The 24,897-nt window shown below is 55.1% G+C and carries 21 protein-coding genes; 10 read left to right on the top strand and 11 right to left on the bottom strand.

Translation table 11 applies throughout. From position 1 onward, the window contains the following. The 3 genes from GY169_RS18705 to GY169_RS18695 form a co-directional block, all read right to left on the bottom strand. Positions 1-258, bottom strand: a complete 258-nt coding sequence (locus GY169_RS18705) for a YjhX family toxin (RefSeq protein ID WP_163447137.1) — start codon at positions 256-258, stop codon at positions 1-3. A gap of 317 nt (positions 259-575) precedes the next feature. Continuing rightward, positions 576-968: a VOC family protein gene (locus tag GY169_RS18700; protein ID WP_163447139.1), complete on the bottom strand. Its 393-nt coding sequence runs from the start codon at positions 966-968 to the stop codon at positions 576-578. 180 nt (positions 969-1,148) lie between these two features. Further along, the gene (locus tag GY169_RS18695) at positions 1,149-1,400 is read right to left on the bottom strand and encodes a zinc ribbon domain-containing protein (RefSeq protein WP_163447141.1); all 252 of its coding nucleotides are present in this window, start codon (positions 1,398-1,400) and stop codon (positions 1,149-1,151) included. Positions 1,401-1,696: 296 nt separating this feature from the next. On the opposite strand from GY169_RS18695, the gene GY169_RS18690 reads away from it, so the two are divergent. Together GY169_RS18690 and GY169_RS18685 are read left to right on the top strand one after the other, a co-directional pair. Further along, positions 1,697-2,305 (top strand): DUF1062 domain-containing protein, encoded by a 609-nt coding sequence (locus tag GY169_RS18690; RefSeq protein ID WP_167576632.1) that lies wholly within the window; start codon positions 1,697-1,699, stop codon positions 2,303-2,305. Positions 2,306-2,701: 396 nt separating this feature from the next. After that, entirely contained in the window at positions 2,702-3,418 is a 717-nt protein-coding gene (locus GY169_RS18685; RefSeq protein ID WP_163447145.1) for a YebC/PmpR family DNA-binding transcriptional regulator, read from the top strand. 134 nt (positions 3,419-3,552) lie between these two features. On the opposite strand, the gene GY169_RS18680 is transcribed toward GY169_RS18685, so the two are convergent. Further along, positions 3,553-3,951 carry a hypothetical protein gene (locus tag GY169_RS18680; RefSeq protein WP_167576630.1) on the bottom strand — a complete coding sequence of 133 codons (399 nt, stop codon included), beginning with the start codon at positions 3,949-3,951 and terminating at the stop codon, positions 3,553-3,555. 336 nt (positions 3,952-4,287) lie between these two features. Here GY169_RS18680 and atzF point away from each other — a divergent pair, with 336 nt between their 5' ends. Genes atzF through urtA form a run of 4 tightly spaced genes read left to right on the top strand, consistent with a single transcriptional unit; the run spans position 4,288 to position 11,727 of the window. Next, positions 4,288-6,090 (top strand): allophanate hydrolase, encoded by a 1,803-nt coding sequence (atzF, locus tag GY169_RS18675; protein ID WP_163447149.1) that lies wholly within the window; start codon positions 4,288-4,290, stop codon positions 6,088-6,090. Beyond that, positions 6,083-9,715, top strand: coding sequence for an urea carboxylase (gene uca, locus GY169_RS18670; RefSeq protein ID WP_167576629.1), 3,633 nt, complete (start codon positions 6,083-6,085; stop codon positions 9,713-9,715). Before atzF ends, uca begins: the two co-directional genes overlap by 8 nt. Then, positions 9,712-10,410 carry a GntR family transcriptional regulator gene (locus GY169_RS18665; RefSeq protein WP_167576627.1) on the top strand — a complete coding sequence of 233 codons (699 nt, stop codon included), beginning with the start codon at positions 9,712-9,714 and terminating at the stop codon, positions 10,408-10,410. Before uca ends, GY169_RS18665 begins: the two co-directional genes overlap by 4 nt. Before the next feature lie 45 nt (positions 10,411-10,455). Further along, positions 10,456-11,727 carry an urea ABC transporter substrate-binding protein gene (gene urtA / locus GY169_RS18660; RefSeq protein WP_167576625.1) on the top strand — a complete coding sequence of 424 codons (1,272 nt, stop codon included), beginning with the start codon at positions 10,456-10,458 and terminating at the stop codon, positions 11,725-11,727. Between the two features lie 234 nt (positions 11,728-11,961). Here the strand turns inward: urtA and iutA are convergent, their stop codons facing one another. Next, positions 11,962-14,163, bottom strand: coding sequence for a ferric aerobactin receptor IutA (gene iutA / locus GY169_RS18655; protein WP_167577341.1), 2,202 nt, complete (start codon positions 14,161-14,163; stop codon positions 11,962-11,964). 473 nt (positions 14,164-14,636) lie between these two features. Between iutA and urtB the strand changes: the two genes are divergently transcribed. The 4 genes from urtB to urtE are packed head-to-tail and all read left to right on the top strand — an operon-like array spanning position 14,637 to position 18,726. Beyond that, positions 14,637-16,166 carry an urea ABC transporter permease subunit UrtB gene (urtB, locus tag GY169_RS18650; RefSeq protein ID WP_167577340.1) on the top strand — a complete coding sequence of 510 codons (1,530 nt, stop codon included), beginning with the start codon at positions 14,637-14,639 and terminating at the stop codon, positions 16,164-16,166. Next, a complete protein-coding gene (urtC, locus tag GY169_RS18645; protein ID WP_167576623.1) occupies positions 16,166-17,242 on the top strand; it encodes an urea ABC transporter permease subunit UrtC in 1,077 nt (358 codons plus the stop codon). Before urtB ends, urtC begins: the two co-directional genes overlap by 1 nt. Beyond that, positions 17,235-18,026 carry an urea ABC transporter ATP-binding protein UrtD gene (urtD, locus tag GY169_RS18640; protein WP_163447161.1) on the top strand — a complete coding sequence of 264 codons (792 nt, stop codon included), beginning with the start codon at positions 17,235-17,237 and terminating at the stop codon, positions 18,024-18,026. Before urtC ends, urtD begins: the two co-directional genes overlap by 8 nt. Position 18,027: 1 nt before the next feature. Then, positions 18,028-18,726, top strand: a complete 699-nt coding sequence (urtE, locus tag GY169_RS18635; protein WP_167576621.1) for an urea ABC transporter ATP-binding subunit UrtE — start codon at positions 18,028-18,030, stop codon at positions 18,724-18,726. On the opposite strand, the gene GY169_RS18630 is transcribed toward urtE, so the two are convergent. The 6 genes from GY169_RS18630 to GY169_RS18605 are packed head-to-tail and all read right to left on the bottom strand — an operon-like array spanning position 18,723 to position 24,793. Then, on the bottom strand, positions 18,723-18,977 hold the full coding sequence (locus tag GY169_RS18630; RefSeq protein WP_163447165.1) for a YkgJ family cysteine cluster protein: 255 nt from the start codon (positions 18,975-18,977) through the stop codon (positions 18,723-18,725). The genes urtE and GY169_RS18630 overlap by 4 nt on opposite strands. Then, positions 18,974-20,617: a GTPase gene (locus tag GY169_RS18625; protein ID WP_163447167.1), complete on the bottom strand. Its 1,644-nt coding sequence runs from the start codon at positions 20,615-20,617 to the stop codon at positions 18,974-18,976. Before GY169_RS18625 ends, GY169_RS18630 begins: the two co-directional genes overlap by 4 nt. A gap of 4 nt (positions 20,618-20,621) precedes the next feature. Next, positions 20,622-22,454: a dynamin family protein gene (locus GY169_RS18620; RefSeq protein ID WP_167576619.1), complete on the bottom strand. Its 1,833-nt coding sequence runs from the start codon at positions 22,452-22,454 to the stop codon at positions 20,622-20,624. An 18-nt stretch (positions 22,455-22,472) separates the two neighbouring features. Next, positions 22,473-23,006 carry a hypothetical protein gene (locus tag GY169_RS18615; protein ID WP_163447171.1) on the bottom strand — a complete coding sequence of 178 codons (534 nt, stop codon included), beginning with the start codon at positions 23,004-23,006 and terminating at the stop codon, positions 22,473-22,475. Between the two features lie 11 nt (positions 23,007-23,017). Continuing rightward, a complete protein-coding gene (locus GY169_RS18610) occupies positions 23,018-23,851 on the bottom strand; it encodes a GTPase (protein WP_163447173.1) in 834 nt (277 codons plus the stop codon). Between the two features lie 30 nt (positions 23,852-23,881). Continuing rightward, positions 23,882-24,793, bottom strand: a complete 912-nt coding sequence (locus GY169_RS18605) for a WYL domain-containing protein (RefSeq protein WP_163447175.1) — start codon at positions 24,791-24,793, stop codon at positions 23,882-23,884. Between the last annotated feature and the right edge of the window lie 104 nt (positions 24,794-24,897).

Here is a 24,897-nt window from a genome sequence, read left to right as displayed (position 1 = left end):
TTAACGATTATCGGGCTGTGCGCGAACATTGTTCAGCCCGGTGGTATTAATGCGGTAGGGCTGACCGTTGACGGACTTGATCAGCTTTTTGGTTTTGAGTTTTTTGAAGACGGCGAGCGTACAGTCAGCCAGCAGCAGCCCTTCACGGCTGTAGCATTCAACGGATGTGACGCGGCCTGATGCATCGCGGACGTGCGCGATACGACCACCTTTGGCGAGAACGTGTAAGGTACGTTGTTCCTGACGGGATAAATTCATACTGAAGAACCTGTTTAATCATCATGTGCAAAACGTGCAAACACACAGCGGTGTCCGCATTCGATTTCGGCGCATTGATAATCAGTCCGGCCTGAAAAGGTCGGGAAACTGATTATCGGATGATTACATTCTCCAGCATCAAAGCCTCGGGTTGAGTTGATAGGTATTTACGGGGTGAATGATAACACCTGTTTTTTATAAGTGAATATCCTGGTATGAAAAGTGTGATCCCGACAGGAGCCTGTGAGAGCGCCCCTATCGAAACACCGGGCTAAAGTCGCGTCGTACTGAATTCATATAGCCGTGAAATGAACGTGTCAGCGCGCAGGATCGTAATAGACAAACGCGAGCTTATTCCCATCCGGATCGCGAACATAAGCGCTATAAAATCCTTGCCCGTATTGCGGCCTGTGCCCCGGTGCGCCTTCATCCGTGCCCCCAAGACTGAGCGCCAGCGCGTGCAGTTGCTGTATCTGTTCCAACGAGCGCGCATTCAGCGCCACCATCGTGCCATTTCCCACTCCGGCACGCTGTCTGTCAAAGGGCCTTCCAACACAAAGTCCGGTGGTGGTGTTGCTATTGAATGTCCCCCAGGAGGCGCCTTCTTCGTTACGACCTGCCTTTGGGTGCCCAAGCAGTTCCATCAGCGGGTCGTAGAACCTGATGGCTCGCGCTAGATCGTTAGTCCCCAGCATCATGTAAGAAAACATAAACTCTCCTCACTCCCTCTTGTTGACGACCTGCCGGTGATGAATGCTGCAAGCGTAACGCGTCTTTTGATTGCGTGACCGTCGGTTTATGACCAGCCAGTGACCTGGCTGGTTGAGTGTTGTGCCCGATACGAGCTCACGGAATCCACTTTAATCTGGGGTGAACCACTGAATTGAGATTCACTCGTCCGCTTTGTGCGCCCAGGCGGGCATTGCCGTCAGGTAGCGTTTTGCCCGCTTGCGTGCCTCCTCTTCGCCGACCTTTTGCCAGGAATCAAGAAAGCTCGCCAGACCGGAAACGGCCTCTTCCCACGGTTTGAGGTTACCGTCGTCGTCGCTGCAGTAAACACAATATTTATCGCTGCTCCCTTGTGCATCAGGGGCGGACATCGGCATTCCGCAGGCCTGACAAAACTGTTCGTGCTGTGTCATAAAGCGCTCCTTCTGTCGTGTGATTGTTTATTAAATATACAGACTTGGTGCGCGGTATTTAGCGGCTCAGATCAAGAGATCCTGTCGGTAGCATTATAAATGTTGACTCAACTCATTTACCTGGTGAATGTCATTTTGCTAGTCTCTGCCCATATTTTGGGCGATACAACAGGATTGTAACGTTGGAAATCTTTTTCTAACCCACTGAAAAATATCTCATAAATATTTTTCATACATAAACATTTATGGTCCGTTCAATACGGGCCCGGTTTTGTATGGGTTAAAAAAGGTACGTTATGAAAGTTACATGGAGCGTCGCCCCCGTGGGGTACCAGCGCATTGCGAAACGCTGCCCTTCATGCTGTGTAAAACGTGAATTTATACCTTCGGGGACGATTCGGGTAAATTCGCAAAAGAAGTTGCTGGATATCTGGAGTATTTATAAATGTACTCACTGCGATTACACCTGGAATATCTCCCTGTTTTCTCGTCTGCACGTCAGCAAAATTGATCGTCAGCTTCATCACCGGCTGATGACCAACGATGCCACCACGGTACAGCACTTTGCCTATGACATCGCGACGCTGAAGCGAAACAACGCTGAGCTATCGGGGCGGCCTGATTTTTGTGTGCAGGAACGATGGTCTGTCAGCATCTTCCCTCGCCGTTGGGTTCGGGTCAGCGTCAGAATTACCCGTTCTTTTCAGGTTAGCCTGCTGTCTATTTTACGACAGCAGCTCATGCTGAGCGCGGCTGAAATTCAGCGAAGGGTTGATGCGGGGCAGATAAGTGGCGTGACGATGAAGATGCTAAAATCACGCAAACTCATCGCCGGGGAATATCAGTTTCAGCTATCAGTAGAAACGTTATATGCCCATCGTAGGATCGTTCTGACACGTCGTTAAAAAATAAGAAGCTCACCCCAGGTTTATAAACGCCAGTAGGGCAACCGTAAACACAATGACGGATTTACCATGGAAGAGGTGAGCTTCCACTCTGAGAAGCGCGGTGCTCGTTCCCATCAGCCCTTCCTCATCAGGATTATCAAATTTGTCTCTTCTTCTTATGTATTATTGCTGTGGTTTGATTATTAATAATAAAAATAAAAGAGCCGCAGATGTATTCATCAATAGTTTTCCACTTTGTTAACTATTGATAAATTTAAAGTAACATTGCGTAAGTCAGGGTGTTTTTAATTCTCATGGACGAGAATTTATATCTCATGATATAATATGCTGGATAAAGTTGTCAGGTTATTATTCTGGCAGCAATGTAAATAAATCTTCCAGGAGACCATTCCAGTGGGACGTAAGTGGGCAAATATTGTTGCTAAAAAAACGGCTAAAGACGGTGCAACGTCTAAAGTATATGCAAAATTCGGTGTGGAAATCTATGCCGCTGCTAAACAAGGTGAACCTGATCCAGAATCAAACTCATCTTTAAAGTTCGTTATTGAACGTGCGAAACAAGCTCAAGTTCCGAAACACGTTATTGATAAAGCAATTGATAAAGCCAAGGGCGGCGGTGATGAAACCTTCGTACAAGGGCGTTATGAAGGCTTTGGTCCAAGTGGTTCGATGATCATCGCTGAGACGCTGACGTCCAATGTTAACCGCACGATTGCCAACGTCCGCACAATTTTCAATAAAAAAGGCGGGAATATCGGAGCGGCAGGTGCTGTCAGCTATATGTTTGACAATACCGGCGTGATTGTATTTAAAGGAACAGACCCTGACCGTATTTTTGAAATTCTGCTTGAGGCGGAAGTTGATGTTCGCGATGTAACCGAAGAAGAAGGTAACATCGTTATTTATACTGAGTCTACAGACCTTCATAAAGGTATTGCAGCGTTAAAAGCCGCTGGGATTACTGAATTCTCAACGACAGAATTAGAAATGATTGCCCAATCAGAAATTGAGCTCTCGCCGGAAGATTTAGAAATCTTTGAAGGACTGGTTGATGCCCTTGAAGATGACGATGATGTTCAGAAAGTATATCATAACGTTGCAAATCTCTAATTTTAAATTAAAAATCTGTCATGTTATGGCAGATTTTTAACTTCTTGTTCTAATAATATTTAGCTAAATGTGTTAAACACAAAAAATAAATATCCCCCAGAAGACATTATTTTAATAGATTTTCTTAATCTTAATTATTGTACGGCGGCACACTTTCCCTTCACATCTCCGACAAATGCAGCCACAGCATCCTGCATGATGTTGTTGGTGTTGGTCCGATTGATGGTCATAAACGCTTTGGTCCGATCCGTTGAAATTTGCCATGTCTGGAGAGTCAGGCCCAACTCGGTGGCATATTCTCCAACCATAGCGGTGGGGCTTATTACCGTATAGGTCATCAGGCTGTCGGTCACGGATGGCGATTTTTTATCGATATTGATCGCAAACACTTTTCCGGTAAAACCATCGTTCTCGATAGTGTACTGGTTATACTGATAAGCACCTGTTCCCTGCACGTTAGTGACAACCCAGCATTCCGCACTGGCGCTGGCACAGGTGAAAAACAGCACTGCACAAGGAAAAAAACGCTTCATTATCATTCTCCACTCCCGTTGTTATTGGCCGACAGTTTACTCTGAAACAGGCATTTTCGGTTAGGCGATGATTTTTTATATTGCAAGCAGACGCCAGAACCTGCTGTTAATCCCGGGTCAGTTATTTCATAACTAATTATTTTAGCTGTTTATTTTACTATTTGTTTTTGCTATGACCATTGCACCGATAATGTACAAAAATGCGCCTTTACGGTGCGTTGAAATATCAGGTGAATTTCCGGGTTTTATTTTAATTCAATATAAAACAATGCATTAAATTTCTGGCATAGGCCTTGCTAATTGAATTCCATCTTGTATACCAACAGGGATTCAACGATGGCTTTTATGACCGGAAAAACGCTGGCCGGCTGGCGTCAGCATATCAGGCAAAATAGCGATGCGGTGTTCGCATTATTACAGGCGCATATTCAGTCGCTGGCGACCGACGATAACGCATGGTTAATGATTGCCAACGACGCCCAGCTACGTGCGCAGTTAGACGCATTAACGCCTGTTTACCGCAACAATCCTGAAGCGTTACCGTTATTCGGCATTCCTTTTGCGGTTAAAGATAACGTCGATGTCGCAGGCTGGCCCACCACCGCCGCTTGCCCGGCGTTTGCCTATGTGGCAGAGGAGGATGCCACCGCGGTGGCTCGCCTGAAAGCCGCCGGGGCCATCGTGATTGGCAAAACCAATCTTGACCAGTTTGCTACCGGGCTGGTGGGCACGCGTTCACCATACGGCGCGGTGGTGAACAGTTTTAACGCCGACTACGTCAGCGGTGGGTCCAGTTCCGGCTCCGCTTCCGTGGTGGCGCGCGGTCTGGTGCCGTTTGCCTTCGGTACCGATACCGCGGGTTCCGGGCGCGTACCGGCCGGCTTCAACAACATCGTTGGACTAAAGCCGACCAAAGGCTGGCTATCGGCGAAGGGCGTGGTACCTGCCTGCCGCCTGAACGATACGCTGTCGGTGTTTGCCTTGACGGTGGAGGATGCATTCGCCATCGCCACGCTGGCGGGCGGTGACGATGCTCAGGATGCCTATTCCCGTACACATCCGGCGACCACGCCCGCCGCCATGCCGTCCAGTCCGGTGTTCGCTATCCCGGAAGTGCTGAATTTCTTTGGCGATATCGACGCGCAAACGGCCTGGGAGCTGGCGCTGGATGCCCTGCATGACAGCGGCGCCACCCTTAAACCGATCGACTTCAGCGCCTTTTCTCAACTGGCGGAACAGTTGTATCAGGGGCCGTGGGTGGCCGAACGCACGGCGGCCGTCGGCGAGATGCTACAACACCCCGAACAGATGGATCCGACCGTCCACGCGATTATCGCCGCCGGGCTGAACTACAGCGCGGTGGATGCCTTCAGAGCGGAATACCTGCGTGCCGAACTGGCGCAAAAAATTCAACGCGCGTTAGGCGAGGTGGATGCGCTGGTGGTCCCCACGTCGCCGACGATCCATACCCTCGAAGAGATGAAGCAGGAGCCCGTGCGTTTCAACTCGCAGTTTGGCACCTACACCAATTTCACCAATCTGGCGGATCTCAGCGCGCTGGCGCTACCCGCGCCTTTCCGCGCCGACGGCCTGCCTGCGGGCATCACGCTGATTGCCCCCGCGTGGCACGACCGCGCGCTGGCGGATTTTGGCCTGCGCTGGCAGCAACAGCTGGCGCTGCCGCTGGGTGCCACCGGACAGCCGCTGGCTGCGGAGGCTGGCACGCTGCCGGTCTCTTCCCGGCACGTGCGCGTGGCCGTGGTCGGCGCGCATCTGCGCGGCATGCCGCTCAACTTCCAGCTCACCACTCGCCGGGCGGTATTTGTCGAAGCAACCCATACCGCACCGCGCTACCGCCTGTATGCGCTGGCCAATACCCAGCCGCAAAAACCGGGCATTGCCCGCGCGACCAGCGGCGCGGCGATCGAGGTGGAACTGTGGGATATCCCACTGGCGCGATTCGGGGAGTTTGTCGCTGAAATTCCGGCCCCGCTGGGCATCGGCTCGCTGGAGCTAAGCGATGGTCGTTGGGTGAAAGGCTTTATCTGTGAACCGGCGGCGCTTAACGATGCCACGGACATTACCGAATTTAAGGGCTGGCGCCACTGGATTGCCCGCAAGGAGACCCCCCATGTTTAACACCGTCCTGATTGCTAACCGTGGCGAAATCGCCTGCCGCGCTATCCGCACTTTGAAACGCCTGGGGATCACCAGCGTAGCGGTTTACTCCGACGCTGATAAAAACGCCGAGCACGTCAGGCAGGCCGATATCGCGCTGGCGCTGGGCGGCGAGAAAGCGAGCGACAGCTACCTGAAAATCGACAGCATTATCCAGGCGGCGCGCGAAAGCGGCGCGCAGGCTATCTGGCCAGGCTATGGCTTTCTCTCTGAAAGCCTGCCGTTCGCCGACGCCTGCGAACAAGCCGGCATTGTCTTTATTGGCCCCACCGCGCAGCAGATTGGCGAGTTTGGCCTAAAACACCGCGCCCGTGAGCTGGCGGCGCAAGCCGGCGTGCCGATGACGCCGGGCACCGGGCTGCTGAATTCGCTCGATGACGCGCTGGAGGCGGCACAGCGGATAGGCTACCCGGTAATGTTAAAAAGCACGGCAGGCGGCGGGGGGATTGGCCTGACGCGCTGCGCCGATGCCGAAGCGCTGGCGCAGGGCTGGGAGAGCGTGCGCCGTCTGGGCGAGCAGTTCTTCAGCGACGCGGGCGTGTTTGTTGAACGCTGCATTGACCGTGCGCGCCATATCGAGGTGCAGATTTTTGGTGACGGCAACGGCAACGTGGTAGCGCTTGGCGAGCGCGACTGTTCGCTGCAGCGGCGCAACCAGAAGGTTGTTGAAGAGACGCCCGCGCCGAATCTGCCTGCCGCCACCCGTGCGGCGCTGCTTGATGCCGCCGTGCAGCTCGGCAAGCTGGTTAACTACCGCAGCGCCGGGACGGTGGAGTTTATCTACGATGCCGGGCAAGACGCTTTCTACTTCCTCGAAGTGAATACCCGTTTGCAGGTTGAACATCCGGTGACCGAATGTGTGACCGGGCTGGATCTGGTGGAGTGCATGCTGCGCGTGGCGGCGGGGGAAACGATCGACTGGGCGCGCCTGGCGAAAGCGCCACAGGGGGCTGCCATCGAGGTGCGTATCTATGCCGAAAACCCGCTGAAAAACTTCCAGCCAAGCCCCGGCGTGCTGACGGAAGTGGTCTTCCCGGACAACGTACGCATTGATACCGGCGTGGCCACCGGCAGTGAAGTGTCGGCATTTTATGACCCGATGATCGCCAAACTGATCGTCCACGCCGACACCCGCGAAGCCGCGCTGAGCAAACTGCATGCCGCGCTGAACGCCACGCGTCTGCACGGCATCGCCACCAACCTTGACTACCTGCGCCAGATAACCGCCAGCGAAGCCTTTATCAGCGGCACCGCGTGGACGCGAATGCTCGATAGCGTGGTCGCGCGCTCATCGGTGATTGAGGTGCTTCAGCCCGGCACCTGGAGCAGCGTGCAGGATTATCCTGGCCGCCAGGGCTACTGGGATATCGGCGTACCGCCGTCCGGGCCGATGGACGATTTTGCTTTCCGCCTGGCGAACCGTATTGTCGGCAACCACGAATCGGCGGCGGGGCTGGAATTCACCTTGCAAGGGCCGGTGCTGCAATTTCACAGCGATGCGCTGATTGCACTTACCGGAGCTGATTGCCAGGCGCTGCTCGATGGCGACGCGGTCGCGATGTGGCAACCGGTGTCGGTCAAGGCCGGGCAAACGCTGGCGCTGGGTCGCGCGCAGACCGGATGCCGCGCCTATCTGGCGGTACGTAACGGCTTTGACGTGCCGGAGTACCTTGGTAGCCGTTCCACCTTCGCCCTGGGGCAGTTCGGTGGTCACGCCGGGCGGACGCTCAGGGTAGCCGATCAGCTGCCGATCTCGCGCCCGGAACTGGCGGCCTGCACCACGCCTGCGCCCATTAGCGAGGCTAAAGCGCTGTCGCCTGCGCTGATTCCTGCCTACGGTGAAGTCTGGCGCATCGGCGTGCTTTACGGGCCGCATGGCGCGCCGGATTTCTTCACCCCGGAATCCATCGACGAATTCTTCGCCAGCGATTGGCAGGTGCACTATAACTCTAACCGCCTCGGCGTGCGGCTGGTAGGTCCAAAACCAAGCTGGACGCGGCCAAACGGCGGTGAGGCGGGGCTGCATCCGTCCAACGTTCATGACTGTGAATATGCCATTGGCGCGATTAACTTTACCGGCGACTTCCCGGTCATCCTCACCCGCGACGGCCCCAGCCTCGGCGGGTTTGTCTGCCCGGTGACGATCGCCAAAGCCGAATTATGGAAAGTGGGGCAGGTGAAGCCGGGCGACCGCATTCGCTTCTACCCGATGAGCGTGGAAGACGCGGTGGCGCGTGAGAAGGCAATGGATCGCAGCATTGAGACGCTGCAAACCAGCGCGCTGCCGACCTTTGCTATGCCGTCGCTGGCCGACCGCGACGGTGTGTCCGCCGCAAGTCTGGTGTCACTGCCGGCCACCTGCAATACCCCCGCTATCGTTTACCGCCAGGCGGGGGACAATTACATCCTGATTGAGTATGGCGAAAATGTGCTGGATCTGGCGCTACGCCTGCGCGTTCACGTGCTGATGGCCCATCTGCGCGAACGGGCTCACCCCGGTATTAAAGAGCTATCACCCGGCGTACGTTCGCTACAGGTGCGTTACGACAGCCGCGACATCAGTCAGCAGGCGCTGGTGACGCTGCTGCTGGAGCTGGAAACGCGTATTGGCGACGTCAGTCAGATGACGGTGCCGTCACGCATCGTGCACTTGCCGATGGCCTTTGAAGACAGCGCCACGCTCGATGCCGTCAGCCGCTACGCCGATACCGTTCGTGCTAGCGCCCCCTGGCTGCCGAACAATGTTGATTTTATTCAGCGCATCAACGGGTTGCCGAACCGCGAAGCGGTAAAAGAGACGATATTCGACGCCAGTTACCTGATCCTGGGGCTGGGAGATGTTTATCTTGGCGCGCCCTGTGCGGTGCCGGTGGATCCACGCCACCGTTTGCTCAGTTCCAAATACAACCCGGCGCGCACCTTCACCGCCGAAGGCACCGTCGGCATCGGCGGTATGTACATGTGCATCTACGGCATGGACTCTCCCGGCGGCTACCAACTGGTGGGGCGAACGCTGCCTATTTGGAACAAGTTTCTCAAAAACGACCAGTTCAGCGCGGGCGAACCCTGGCTGCTGCGTTTCTTCGATCAGGTGCGCTTCTATCCAGTCAGCGAGAGTGAACTGGACAGCCTGCGCGAAGATTTCCGCGAAGGCCGCGCCGCGATTCGCATTGAAGAGACGGTCTTCGACTTCCCGGCGCACCTGCGTTTCCTCGAAGAACATGCCGATGATATCGCCCGCTTCCGTCAGCACCAGTCGACGGCGTTTGACGCCGAGGTTGAGCGCTGGCAGCGCGATGAGCAACAGCCCGTCAGTGAAAGCCTGATGCCGACCGACGAGGTGGTTGTTGACGAGGAAGCGCTACCTGTCACCGCCGATATGAACGGCAATATCTGGAAAGTGCTGGTTAACCCGGGCGATACGGTGGAAGCGGGGCAGACCTTAATCATCGTCGAGGCCATGAAGATGGAGCTGGCGATTCACGCGCCGCAGGCGGGGAGGGTGAAACACATCGGCTGCCAGCCGGGCCGCCCGGTTAGCCCCGGCGATGTGCTGCTGTGGCTGGAAGAGAGGAGCGCCGCATGACGGAAAGCAACGGCAAAAAGCGCCAGGCCGGGCTGGCGGAGCGCATCTACCAGGCGCTGAAAAACGATATTTTTGATTTCCGGCTTATGCCCGGCGAGCACTTCAGCGAAAACGAAATTTCCGAGCGGATGGCGGCCAGCCGTACGCCGGTACGTCAGGCGCTGTTCTGGCTGGAGCATGAAGGCTATGTGCAGGTGTACTCGCGCAGCGGCTGGCAGGTGAAACCGTTCGATTTCACCTACTTCGAGGCGCTGTACGACTTTCGCATCGTGCTGGAAATGGAGGCGGTGAAACGCCTGTGCGCTCTGCCTGCCGAGGCCCGCCGCGAGCATCTGGCGCCGCTGCTGGCTTTCTGGTGCGAAGCGCCGCGTATGGCGCCGGGTAAGGCGCTGTCGCTGCAGGATGAAGCCTTCCACACCGCGCTGGTACGCGCCACCGGCAACAGCGAGATGGCTCGCGTCCATGTCGAGCTGAGCGAGAAAATGCGCATCATCCGCCACCTCGATTTTACCCGCGAGGATCGGGTGGAGGCGACCTACAGCGAGCACGCGCTGGTGCTCCAGGCAATTTCGCAACAACAGACGGAAGAGGCGCAGCGGATCCTCACTGCGCATATTTCCCAGAGTAAAGCCGAGGTCCGAAAAATAACCTTACACCGGCTGCAGCAGGCACGTTTACAACCCGTTTCACCGTAGTGGCGGGCAACATTTATCACTCAATATCATTTAGGGGTTTTGGTCATGAAAAGACGTTCTTTACTGAAAGCATTTGCCCTGTCAGCCACCTTTTTGAGCATGGGCTTCTCTTTGCAGGCATACGCAGCAGACACCATTAAAGTGGGGATCATGCACTCCCTGTCGGGGACCATGGCGATTTCGGAAACGCCGCTGAAAGACGTGGCGTTGATGACCATTGATGAAATTAACGCCAAAGGCGGCGTGCTGGGCAAAAAGCTGGAACCGGTGGTGGTGGATCCGGCCTCCAACTGGCCGCTGTTTGCCGAAAAGGCGCGACAACTGTTAAGCCAGGACAAGGCCGCAGTGGTGTTTGGCTGCTGGACATCGGTGTCGCGTAAATCGGTGCTGCCGGTGTTTGAAGAGCTGAACGGTCTGCTGTTCTACCCGGTACAGTATGAAGGTGAAGAGATGTCGCCGAACGTCTTCTATACCGGCGCGGCGCCAAACCAGCAGGCGATCCCGGCGGTGGAATATATGATGAGTGAAGACGGCGGCAGCGCGAAGCGCTTTTTCCTGCTCGGCACCGACTACGTTTATCCGCGCACCACCAACAAAATTCTGCGTGCCTTCCTGCATTCCAAAGGCGTTCAGGATAAAGACATCGAAGAGGTTTACACCCCGTTTGGCTACAGCGACTATCAGACCATCGTCGCCAACATCAAGAAATTCTCCGCAGGCGGCAAAACGGCGGTGATCTCCACCATCAACGGCGACTCCAACGTGCCGTTCTACAAAGAGCTGGCGAATCAGGGCATTAAGGCAACCGACGTGCCGGTGGTGGCGTTCTCCGTAGGTGAAGAGGAGCTGCGCGGTATTGATACTAAACCGCTGGTGGGTCATCTGGCGGCGTGGAACTACTTTGAGTCCGTCAGCAACCCGGTGAACGAGAAGTTTGTCGCTGACTATCGCGCTTACGCCAAGGCGCACAAGCTGCCGAACGCCGATAGCGTGGTGACCAACGACCCAATGGAAGCCACTTACGTGGGCATTCATATGTGGGCCCAGGCGGTCGAGAAAGCGGGGACCACCGACGTGGATAAAGTGCGTGCCGCGATGGCGGGACAAACCTTCAACGCGCCAGACGGCTTTACGCTGACTATGGATGCGACCAACCACCACCTGCACAAACCGGTGATGATTGGTGAAATTGAAGATAACGGGCAGTTTAACGTGGTGTGGAACACGGATAAGCTGGTGCGCGCGCAGCCGTGGAGCCCGTACATTCCGGGGAATGATAAGAAGCCGGATACGCCGGTGAAAACGGGTGGGAAGTAAGGTTCGCTCGCGGGTAAAGGGGGCTGAGTGCCTGCCCCCTCACCCTGGCCCTCTCCCCAAGGGGGAGAGGGAACCGCACGGCGACACTTTTCCTTACGGTGAATGTTCTTGCGTATTGGCACAATCTACTCCCTCTCCCTTTTTAAGGGAGAGGGTTGGGGTGAGGGTTAACGCACAGTAATTAAAGATATTTCTGCTTTCTCCAGCTAACGCCTTCCCCCTGGGATTTGACTATCAGAACAGCACCGAATAATTCAACCCAAACGTCCGTCCACGACCTTTGTAGTCATACAGTGACGCCGGGCCGTAGCCTGGGCTGTAGTACATTGGCGCGCGCTGTCCCCACACCGTGGTGTAGTCGCGATCGAAGAGGTTTTCAATGCTGAAGCTCAGCTTGCCCACCGGTAACGCGTAGCTGCCGAGCAGGTCGACGGTGGTATAACCCTCAATCTCATTTCCGGCTTCGTCGCGCAGTTTAAATGACGTCGTGCTCTGTACGCGCAGGCTCCATGGCTCCGGTGCCCAGCCAATATAGGCGGTGGCTTTGGACGGGCTGGCGACCTTCACGTCGTACTTCTCCCAGTTACCGTTCACCTTCGACTCGGTTTTCAGCACGTTGAAGTTACCCCCGGCGCTCCAGTCGGTATCAGGAATAAAGTAATCCACCGCGCCTTCCACGCCATAAATGCGGCGTTTGTCGTCCACCACGCTGATGGTCAGATCGTCATTAACCACGACGTTCTTATCGGACAGGGAATAATAGGCAGCAACCTGCGTCCGCAGATTGTCGCCGGTGTAACGCCAGCCGAGCTCATACGAGTTGACCTTGATCCCTTCCAGTTTGCTGCCGTCGACGCTGACGCTGTTGGTCAACGCGCGATGGCCGTTAACGGCTGTCGCATAATCACCGCGGCCGTAGTATTTCCCCGGATCGGGCAGTTCCACGCCCTGAGAGAAGTTAAACCACGTCTGCTGACGCTCGGTGAGGTGCATAAGTAGCCCGGCGTTAAACAGGAAGTTGTCGTAGTCAGTGGAGCCTCCCGGGATGGCGTCCGCGGATTTCACCGTTCCGGCGGCGATCTGCTGCTGCACAGCATAGCCAACAAAATCATCGACTTTGTTCTCGGTGTACTGATAGCGCACGCCGCCGCTCAGGGTAAAGATGTCGTTGATGTCGTAGCTGGACTGCAGGAAGGCGGCCAGGTTGCTGATGTCGTAATCCGGATAGCGACCGGTGGTGTAAATTTGCTGGTTATTCATCCCGCCTGACGCGCTGGCTTTAGGCAGGTCGAAGAACATCTGGTTGGAGGTAAAGCGTTCATGATCGGCGTCGAGGCCGTAGGTTAACTGCCAGCCGTCCAGCGGCGTACTGTTCAGCGTTAATTTGGCGCCATACTGGTTCGTGTCCTGCTGTGAGGACGATAAGGCGGTCACTTTCTGCTGCTTGTTTACGCTTGGGAAGGGGTAAAACAGCAGAGACTCATCGCGATAGTAAACCTGGCCAACCATCTCCTGGCCGAGGAAGTCGCTGTTGGAATATTGCAGGCTGATCAGATGACGCTCGGTGCCTGGAATACGGTCGGAGTTCAGCCCGCTGCTGACGTACGGTTTGCTGCTACCGGAAATGGCTGAGAAATTTTTGCCCAGGTTTAGCCCGTAGTCATCGTCGCCCTGGCTCTTGTAGTATTGCGTCACCAGCTGTAGCTGCTGGGTTTCATCGATATTCAGCGTGCCAGTGCCCATCACATCGAGGCGGTCGGAGTACTGCAACCCGGTCTGGGTGTTGTCGAGCAGCGTGGCATCGCCGTTACCGTCATACCAGCCGCCGAATTTCTGATAAGCCACCGACAGACGCCCGGCGATATGATCATTGCCGCCGGAGACGGCGCTGGCGATGCGCTCATCGTGATCTTTGCTGCTGTTAAAGCCGCTTTTTGTCCCCGCTTCAAATTCCACCTGGGTTTCCGGCTGGCCTTTTTTGGTCACGATATTGATAAGACCGCCGGTACTGCCGCCGCCGTACAGTGACGTCGCGCCGGAGATAACCTCAATGTGTTCGATATTAAATGGGTCGATAGAATCAAGCTGGCGAGAGTCGGTACGCGATGAGTTGAGGCGCACGCCGTCAATGAGGACCACCAGTGGACGACCGCGCACGTTCATGCCGTAGTTGGTGCGGCTCTGGCTGCTGACATCAAGACCGGGAATTAACTGCGCCAGCGCATCTTTGAGCTCTTTGCCGCCCTGAATCTGCTGTTCCAGTTCGGCGTTTTCGATAACCCAGGTGGTTTGCGCCATCTCCGCCACGGTGCGGTTGCTGCGGTTGGCGGAGATCACCATGTTTTCGTCATCGGTGGTTTGCGCCACGGCGGGAGCCATCATGGCGAGAAGCAGAGGGTTGAGCGCCCAGAGGGTAGGCTTTTTAGTCATCATCATCATTCCTGTGCACGGGCTGACAAAGGCCAGCCCAAAAATGCGTTAAGTGAGTGAAAAGCAGCGCAGAGCCGCGAATGCGAATTGTGCGGAGAATGTTTCTTATTATCAATAATTGTTTCGAGTTTTGTTAAAATATTTTTATGCTTTACCGGGTGTTATGAACCGCTGCCATGACGCTGAGATGGGTAGCCATAAGCCAGCCATCTGGAAGGAAAAGGCGGTGATATTCTTTCCCTGTGACGGATTGCGCTAATAACGTGCGCGAATGTGCCGTTTCGGTGCGCGCGCTGACGACCTCTACAAGTGGATTTACCGTTAAGCCTTTTATAAACAGTCTGTTAAATTTTTGGCACATGCCTTGCTAAATGAATTCCATCTTGTATACCAACAGGAATTCAACGATGACATTTCGCATCAGCACATCGCGGGCGGCGCGATGGTCGGCTTTAGCCATTCTCTTTTTCTGCGCCGCCATGCTCAGCTCCCCGGCGCGGGCTGGCGCGGCAGCCGATTACGGGCAGGCCAGCCGCAGCGAGCAGGCGCTACTGCTCCAGCATTGGGCTGTGGATCCGCAGCCTTCGCGTTTGCCGCTGCTGGAAGCCCTTAGCCATGAATCGGTGGTGAGCGACGCGCAGGGCCATTTGTTCAATGAACAGGGCGGCAAGCTGATGCCGCTCGAAGGCGAGGCCGTACCGGCGGACAATACCAAAAAAGTGTTTATGAACAACCGCATCCGAGGACTGGTAGCCAGTGCTCTGGCCTCACATCAACTGGTGAGCGAGGACGATAAAGTCCGTCTGAACGCAGCGAAGACGCTGCAAAACAGCGCCCGGCAGGATCAGTTGCCGATGCTGACACAGCGTCTGGCCGCCGAACATGACAGCCGCGTTCATACCGCGCTGGCCATTGCTGTCGCCAACCTCCAGCTCTCTGATAGCCGCGCCGAGCAGCGCCTGCAGGCGGTAAAACTGCTGGGCGAGGCCAGCGATCCACAGGTGCAGTCTAGCCTCAGTCGCCTGACGCAGCCGCAAAACGAACCGGATGCGGCGGTGCGCGCGGCGGCGGCGGACAGCCTCAAGCACGTGCAGCAGCGCCTGAAGTGGGGCGATTGGTTGGGACAGGCGTTTAGCGGCATTTCTCTGGGCTCAATTCTGCTGCTCGCCGCGCTGGGGCTGGCGATCACCTACGGCCTGCTGGGCGTTATCAATATGGCTCACGGCGAAATGCTGATGCTGGGCGCGTATTCCACGTGGTTGGTGCAAGACGCCTTCCAGCGCCTGGCCCCGGAGTGGCTGGCGTTTTACCCGCTGGTGGCGCTGCCGGTCGCGTTTTTTATCACCGCGGCGGTGGGAATGGCGCTGGAGCGCACCATTATTCGTCACCTTTACGGGCGTCCTCTGGAGACGCTGCTGGCCACCTGGGGCATCAGCCTGATGCTGATCCAACTGGTGCGCGTGTTGTTTGGCACCCAGAACCTGGAAGTGGCGAACCCGGCCTGGCTGTCGGGCGGCTGGAACGCGTTGCCAAATCTGGTGCTGCCGTACAACCGTATTGCGGTGATTGTGTTTGTGGCTGGCGTGCTGGCGCTGACCTGGCTGCTGCTCAATAAAACCCGCCTGGGGATGAACGTACGCGCGGTCACGCAAAATCGTCGCATGGCCGACTGTTGCGGCGTGCCGACCGGTCGCGTCGATATGCTGGCTTTTGGTCTGGGGTCCGGCATCGCCGGGCTCGGCGGTGTGGCGCTGTCGCAGCTGGGCAACGTCGGCCCGGAGCTGGGGCAGGGATACATCATCGACTCTTTCCTGGTGGTGGTGACCGGCGGCGTGGGGCAACTGGCGGGCACCGTGGCGGCGGCGCTGGGGCTTGGCGTACTCAACAAAGTGCTGGAGCCGCAGATTGGCGCAGTGCTGGGCAAAATAGCCATTCTGGTCTTGATCGTGCTGTTTATTCAGAAACGGCCGCAAGGATTGTTCGCATTCAAAGGGCGGGTAATTGACTGATGAGCCAACCTATTACGTTAACGATCGCCCGTCGCGCGCCGCGTCTTACCGGCTCGCTGGCGGCGCTGGTACTGGCGGCGCTGCTGGTGCTGCCTTTCTTCGCGCTACTGCCTGCGGCACATCCGCTGGCTATCTCAACCTACACGCTGACGCTCATTGGAAAGATCCTTTGCTACGCGGTGGTGGCGGTGGCGCTCGACCTGGTATGGGGCTACGCCGGATTGCTGTCGCTGGGTCATGGTCTGTTCTTCGCGCTGGGCGGCTATGCAATGGGGATGTACCTGATGCGACAGGCGGCGGGCGATGGCCTGCCAGCCTTTATGTCCTTTCTGTCGTGGAGCGAGCTACCCTGGTTCTGGGCGGGCACCCAGCATTTCGCGTGGGCGCTGTGCCTGATTATTCTCGTGCCGGGTCTGCTGGCGCTGGTATTTGGCTACTTTGCGTTTCGCTCGCGGATTAAAGATGTCTACTTCTCCATCATGACGCAGGCGCTGACCTACGCCGGGATGCTGCTGTTTTTCCGCAACGAAACCGGGTTTGGCGGCAACAACGGCTTTACCGGTTTTACCACGCTATTGGGCTTCCCGGTCTCCGCCACCGGTACGCGAATCGCGCTGTTTGTCGCCACGGTTCTGCTGCTGGCCGCTTCGCTGGCCATCGGCCTGTTGCTCACCCGCAGCAAGTTTGGCCGCGTGCTCACCGCCGTGCGCGATGCGGAAAACCGCCTGATGTTCTGCGGTTACGACCCGAAAGGCTTCAAGCTGTTTATCTGGACCCTTTCCGCCGTGCTGTGCGGGCTGGCGGGGGCGCTGTACGTGCCGCAGGTGGGGATTATCAACCCCAGTGAAATGTCGCCGACCAACTCGATTGAAGCCGCTATCTGGGTGGCGCTCGGTGGGCGCGGCACGCTGATTGGCCCGATTCTCGGCGCGGGGATCGTCAACGGCGCCAAAAGCTATTTCACCGTCGCCTTCCCGGATTTCTGGCTCTTTTTCCTCGGCCTGATGTTTATCCTCGTCACGCTGTTCCTGCCGCGCGGCGTGATTGGCCTGCTTAAACGGAGGAAGCATGACTGATTCACTGTTTACCCAACCGCATCTTCAGGATCGCTATCGCGATACCACCGATCCGGTGCTGGAGCTGAACAACATCAATGTCACTTTTGACGCTTTTCGCGCGCTGACCAACCTGTCGCTGAAGATTGGCGTCGGCGAGCTGCGCTGCGTGATTGGCCCAAACGGTGCGGGAAAAACCACGCTGATGGACGTGATTACCGGTAAAACGCGGCCCGACAGCGGCACGGTGACCTACGACCAGAATATCGACCTGATGGGGATGTCATCGGTGGAGATTGCCCGCGCCGGGATTGGGCGTAAATTCCAGAAGCCGACGGTATTTGAAGCGCTGAGCGTGACGGAAAACCTCGAAATCGCCCTGAAGATGGATAAGTCAGTGTGGACCTGCCTGCGGGCCAAACTCACCGGCGTCCAGCGGGATCGCATTGACGAAGTGCTGGAGCTGCTGCGGCTGACCGCGCATCGTCATCGCCCGTCCGGGCTGCTTTCTCATGGGCAAAAACAGTTTTTAGAAATCGGCATGCTGCTGGTGCAGGAGCCGCATCTGCTGCTGCTGGACGAGCCTGCCGCCGGGCTGACCGATGCGGAAACCGACTATATCGCCGAGCTATTCCGCACGCTGGCCGGTAAGCACTCGCTGATGGTGGTGGAGCACGACATGGGCTTTGTGGAAACCATTGCCGACCACGTCACCGTTCTGCATCAGGGGCAGGTGCTGGCGGAAGGCTCGCTGCGTGAAGTGCAGGCTAACGAGCAGGTCATCGACGTTTATCTGGGGCGCTGATATGTTACAGGTTAATGATTTAAATCAGTATTACGGCGGCAGCCACATTTTGCGCGGCCTCTCTTTTGACACCACGCCCGGTGAAATCACCTGCCTGTTGGGGCGCAACGGCGTGGGGAAAACCACGCTGCTGAAATGCCTGATGGGGCTGATTCCGGCAAAGTCCGGCACCATCCACTGGCAAGGTAAGCTGATTAACGCCAGTAAACCGCATCAGCGGGTGCAGCAGGGGATTGCCTACGTGCCGCAGGGGCGCGAGATTTTCCCGCGTCTGACGGTCGAAGAGAACCTGCTGATGGGGTTATCACGCTTCTCTGGAAGCCAGGCGAAAGGCGTACCGGAAGAGATCTACGCGCTGTTTCCGGTGCTGCGCGAAATGAAGCAGCGACGCGGCGGCGATCTCTCCGGCGGCCAGCAGCAGCAGTTAGCCATTGGCCGTGCGTTGGCCTGTCAGCCGTCATTACTTATTCTCGATGAGCCGACGGAAGGTATTCAGCCTTCCGTGATAAAAGAAATTGGCGCCGTGATCCGCAGTCTCGCCAATCGCGGTGATATGGCGATTCTGCTGGTTGAGCAATTTTATGATTTTGCCGCCGAACTGGCGGACAATTATCTGGTGATGTCGCGCGGCACAATTATTCAACGTGGGCGCGGTGAAGACATGGAGGCGCAGGGCGTCAGACAACTGGTCGCGATTTAGAGCTTCTCGCAAATCGCCACGTTCAGCTTGACGAACGCATCCCACTCGATGACGTCCTGTAAATTAGCGCGGTAGTAATCTTCCACACGGCACACCAGTGGACGGATGTCGTAGATAGCGCACAGGTGCGTCTCTTCGACAAAGTGGCGGCAAACCCCATCCCCGCGATCGAGGAATGCGGTTTGCTCGCTGGCATGAACCCTGCGACAACATTTTCCGCAGGCGTTACAGGGAAATGGCGAGAGCGTCACGCGTAAGCCTTCAGCTCTGAGGCAAGCTGTTGGGTGGCGAGTACGGTGTCGCTGATGGCCCGGTCTTGCTGGCTGGCGATATCACGCGATGCGTTGAGCTCCTCCAGCAGCGTTTTAAACCAGGGGTCGAGCGAGCTGTTCATTTGCTTGATGGCCGAAGATTCAAACTGTGCCGCCGTGGTACGGGCAAAATCTTCAACTTCCTGCTGATAGCGTTCCCATTCCCGTCGATACTGCTCGCTCTGCTCACGCGCTCTTTTGGTTTCGCTATCCTCAGCGAAAATATCCCAGAGTGAGCCGATCACGGTGACCGCTGGCCCAACGTAAGGAATCCATTTGCCAATGACAGCAGCGCCCCATTTTTCCATGGTTTTGGTCCCAATGCCTTTCATCAGCGAGGGGGCCCACTCTTTTACCAGCTTCAGGCCTGATACGATGTGCTCCGGTTTGGCCAGCGATCCCAGCGTTGTGACCGCATTGCTAACCATATCGGCGTTAATGGCGTTGGGCTCATCCGTACGTTCAGTGTCCTTATAGACCTGCTCCTCTGGCATGTGTGGAACATCCTGATGCGTTTTCGCCTGCTCCCAGATAACTGTTTCGAGATGATCCAGATCGCGTTTGAAGCGCGTCACCAGATACTCGATCTCCTGTCGCTGTAACGTGTCGATGCGCTCGCAGGCCTGATTAAAGATGGCTTCAATCTTCTGCTGCGCATTTCCCGCTCCCTGACGCAGGGCGGCTTTACTGCCGTAGTACATTTCTTCGCTCTGGCGCTTGATTTCAGCCATCAGGGTTTTTCTACACGTATATTGCTGCTCTACGATGCTTTTGATTAAGGCATCAAAGCTGCGCACGGTTTCGCTAGTGGTTTGTTTATCAAGAGATTGGAGTACGCCGTCCAGAAACTGGTATAGCGTGGCGGCCAGGCGGCGATTGATATGCTGCGTATCGATCCCTGCGATAAATGTCGTCAGTGCCGTTTCAAAGGCAGGAAATTCGCTCACCTGGAGTAACCCCGACTTGTTGGCGAGCTTTGCCTTAAGCGCCATTTCTGCATTCACGCGCAGGATCGGAATATCATGCAAGACTTCCTGCATACCGCGTGCTTCCGCTAACGTTTGTAGACGAATACGGATATCATTTTTGAGCCGCGTCAGGACCTCAATATCCATATTGTCTTTGTCGTTCAGCACCAGAAACAGCTTTTTTTTGGCCTGTAAGATATTGACCAACACCTGAAGGGTTTTCTCTTCTTCCGCGGCCCCGGAGGGATTAACGACAAAAATAATCGCATCGGCAGCGAGCATTTGCTCGCGCGTCACTTGTTCATGCGCCAGGGGCGCATCAACGCCTGGGGTATCGAAAATCCGGATATTGCCCCAGGAGTAAGCGTCGACGCTGTCGGTGAGTGGAATATCGCCGGTTTTCGCCACGTTATCGCCGATAAGCGCATTGATGAGCGTGCTTTTACCCGCGTTGTAAACGCCATACACCATAATGCTAGCATCCGGCTGGCGGCGTTTGTCGTCAAACTGACGCTGTACGTTGGCAAAATCGGCGGCCAATGCGGGATGCTGCTTGACCAGCTCAACGGTGCGGTCATAGGCGTTGAATAGTGCAGAGGCGGTGATTTCCATAGCGTTAGCCCTCTTCGCTGATTAATTTATCTTTTGCGGTTGCCTGGAGCTTCACCAGTGCAGCTTTGAAGTTACTGATTTCATTATTGATTTCTGTGCAGGCATCACTCATATCGATGAGTAGTGTGCTGAGCAGCGTATTAACGCGATGTTCAATTTCTTTGCCAACGACATCGTTATACAGACTCTGAACCTGGACATGCAGAGCGTTCAGGTTATCGCCTATAGCAATCTCAATTGAACGCGTGCTGACTCTGGCGCTGCTTCCCGCCGCGGCGCCGAGCGCCCCTCCAAGGCTTGCTCCGGCAACGGTGCCCAGTGGCCCCAGGAAGCTACCGGCAATACCGCCGAGTGCTGCGCCAATGCCGCTTCGACGGCCCCGGGTACTTTTGATGTAGCCATCCGGAATGTTCTCGGTGATCGTCTGGACGGAAAACTCAGGTAGCTTGAGTTCAGATGCGGTCCAGGTTGCTACCACTTTCGATTTAAAGTTGGTCATCACATCGCTTAAAATGCGATCCAGCGCTTGCGTAATCAGCGTCTCCGCTTCGTCATCCCACGTGTGTTTAGCTGCTGTCAGCGCGTTGTTGATCCGATCCTTGCTGTCACGATGCGCGGTCAACGCATTGAATTGCGCCTCAATATTCCTGCGCATCGTGGACTGTGCTTCAAGAATGGCCGGTCGCATTTGTTGGTCGGTTCGGGTTTTCATCTCCGCAACAAGCAGGCTGAATTTGCCCGTCAGCGTACGGTATTGTTCAACCTCTTTGATACAACTGTTGAGGAAGTGGGTGAAGTTACGGATTGGAACAGCCCGCTTCATCCGTACCCCTTTCTCTTGCGAAATACGGTACAGGGTGGAGAACAATTGTCCCATGCCGCTTTCACGAATGCTGGCAGCATCATTCGCGTTATGCTCGGCATAGCGTGCAGACACAGAGAGAATTTCGATGTTGTCAGCATCCAGTTCGGCGGCAATAAGTTCTTTTTTGACGTATTCACATTGCAGTTGGCGATCGCTCGCCGGTTTCATTACCAGACGGTCGAGAAATACATCATTTTCCTCATCCCAGTCGTGTTCTTTTTTGTCGCTACCGGTCAGCAACAGCATGATATTTTTTTCTTTGCTGCACAGCGTGCGGATCTCTGCCAGATCGCTGGCCCGGCCGGGCGCGTCGGATTTCATCGTATAGAGGATAAGATCCGCATGATCGGCATGTTCTCTGGCGAGAGCGCCGTTTTGCATGCGAACAGAGTGCAGGCCCGGCGAATCGACCCACGTTAGCCCCGGTAGACGGAAGCTCTGGATCGAGCTGGTGGCTTCTGTAGCGCCTACGCGAAACTTCTCCCGACGTTCGGCTTCATGGCGAGCGTCGCCATTTTCCGCGTCGGAGTTTTCGTAGGATTTATACTCCAGAGGGCTCTGACCATGCTGCTGTTGCTGCTGCTCGGTGGGATCGGTGTATCCCCAGGCCATATAATTGCCCAGCGAACTTTTACCTGATTTGACCTTGCCGTACACGTAGACCAATAAAGAGTCTTCGAAGTTTTTGCGGAAACTCAGCCCCTTATCCTGGCTTTCGAGTTTTGCTTTCCATGCGCTATCTTGCTTTTCCAGCCCGCTGATAAACTCCGTGAGCGACTGGCTCAGCGGGCTGGTTTTTGGCAGCTTTGCGCGTGCTTCAGCCAATTGGCCGGAGAGGTTGTGTTTAAATTGCTGATAGCGACTCGCAAATTCGCGATCCAATTCTTTCGCCTCTTCCAGGGAAGAATTGAACTGATTTTGCAGCTGTTGAAAAGAGGCGAGGAGTTCCTCACGTAGCATCTCGTTGTGCATGTTTTTATCCCTGCTCGCTTAGCTTTTGAGTTTCTGGAGGCGTGCTTCCAGTTTGCTGCGATACTGCTGCAATTCATCCAATTGACGTTGACCCTGGGCGTATGCGTTAACTTTCTCACGTAGGTCTGCCGTCATACTGAGCTTAACGTCATAGCAGGCTTCAAACTCGTTCAGGTTTTCACGCGTTTTTTCATACAATAGGGACAGTTGCTGAGCGTCAGTGTAGTACTCGGCGATAATGCGTTTATATTGCGTTCCCGTTTCGAGGATTTTCGCCTTAAACGGCGGCTGGCTCTGATACTCGGCGTTAAAACAGCCGGATAACAGCTGTTGAAAATCAGCCGATCGTTTTTCTCCTTCGTTCAGCAGTGTTTCTTTAATGGTTTGGCGCTGTTCGTTGATTTCTCGCTCTCGTCGTTCACGTTCGGCCCGTTCTCTACGACGGCGTTCTTCATCATCGCCATTGTTGTTTGAGCTGCTGTCGTCGCCGGATGACGCGATGATTGCACCAATGCCGAGGACGGCGGCGCCAATTAACCAGGGTAATGCCATGTGTTTTCTCCTTACGCAGCCGGGAATTTACTGAGTTGAGTCGCCATTAATTCACGAAAGTCATTCATTGCCAGGTCGAATGGCTCAAGCGCAATGCGGATGGTTTTTTGCGTTTGCAGCCGTTGCTTACGAATGGTGTGCTGGGCCCTGGTTATTTCCTCAAGCAGCGTCTCTATCGCCAGGCGTTGGCGTTCTTGTTTCACGGCGTGGGCATCCCGATTTAGTGTATGCAGCGTTGTTGTTAAGTCATTGAGATGGCTGGCGCGCACCAGGCCTTCTTTCTTCTGCAGCATTCCTGCATGAAAACGCGAGCCGGAGAGGGCGAAGCATCGGGGATTGAATCCCAGGATATCGCGACATTGTTCGAGCATCCGTTGCCTGATCTCTTCAATCTTCTCAGGCGATTCAACATCTGATTTGCTAAGAACCAGAATGATATTTTGCTCGGCATACTCGCCAAACGACGCTTTCATTTCGCGAAGAAAATCGATTTCCATTTTCTCCAGTTCCCCTTGCGGCTGATGAACAAACAGGACGATGTCCGCTTTTGCCGCACCCTCTCCGGCAATCAAGTCGTCGCTGCTATTTGCATCCAGCCCTGGCGTGTCGAGGAATATAAAGTCTTTGGTTTCGAATTCTTTCAGCTCCGCCGTTTCGCGGACGTCATTTGTCCGAAAACACTCGCTCTGGAGATGATCGGTTAACATATTTAAAAGATAACTTTTGCCCGCGTTCATTAATCCCCATGCGACAACCACGGGCTTACCCGCAGTACTATTCTGGGCGAGTAAAGCATCTGCTTTATGTAATAGCTGTGTGTGCTGAGACTGTGTTAAATCAACCATAAGTTCGTTTCTCATTCGGTTAACAGGCGATTAAGAAGATGCCTCGGTAACGTTAGCAACGTTGGCCGTGGCGATACGCGAGTGAAAGTCTTTAACAAAATCGTCTTTAAGCGCTGCGGGTGCTGTAATGTGGATATCCGGCATCCAATAGCGTAGCCAGCGAAATAGGGTATCCTTGTCGTTAACAACGCAGGTGATATTCAGACTGTTATTTGGGTGTTTTTCGACAATGCGTTGCTCAGGAAACAGTGGCCGGCGCGTGACAAACTGCGCGGCATGAGCAGAGACCCACAGTGTCGCCTGGATACCCTGGCCAAAGCGAATCCCGCTTGCGTTATTGAGCTCAGCTATCACGTCATCGGTTGGACTGAAACTCGTCTCCGACAGTGAAAAGTCGCCAATGCGCGCCAGCTCAAAGGCTTTAAGTCGGCCATCGTCAACGCCTGCCAGATACCACAAACCGTAGTGATTAATGAGTTTATAAGGCTGTACGCGGCGTGGTTTCTCGCGATAGCTGAAGGTGACTATACATCGTGCGGTTATAGCTTTATCAAGATGGTCGAATAGTTTGCTAAGTGATTTATTATCTCTGCTTTTTATTCCGACGATTTCTATGTTATCCGATTTTTTCATTCGATTACGGAGCGACTTCCCATCAGTCTGCGGGAAAAGTTGCGATACGCCCGCGAAGTGGGCAAATTCCGCCAGATGACCGGAGTGGAGTGAAGGAATAAGATGACTGCTAAGCTTAAAACGTCCGTTACCCATATCATCCAGCAGCGGGGATAGTCTGGCTAAATCCCGATAGGCCGTGCGCTCGGCAATATCAAAATGGGAACAGAGCCAATCTTTATCAATAATAGAACCCTGATAAAGTGCGCTAAACGTTTCGCATACTCTTTCTATCAGTAGCCTGTTCTTTTTTCCGGAGCTCTTTTTCATTATGATCCTGAAAAGTGTGATTCAGAAAATCATTACGCAGACGGTCCTGCCCGCGCCCTTTTACTCGCCCTTTAAACATTATTAACGGCCGGAATACCCAAAAC

The organism is Kluyvera genomosp. 3, assembly GCF_011765685.1.
Lineage (GTDB): Bacteria > Pseudomonadota > Gammaproteobacteria > Enterobacterales > Enterobacteriaceae > Kluyvera > Kluyvera georgiana_A.
This window is presented reverse-complemented; position numbering and strand designations above follow the sequence as displayed.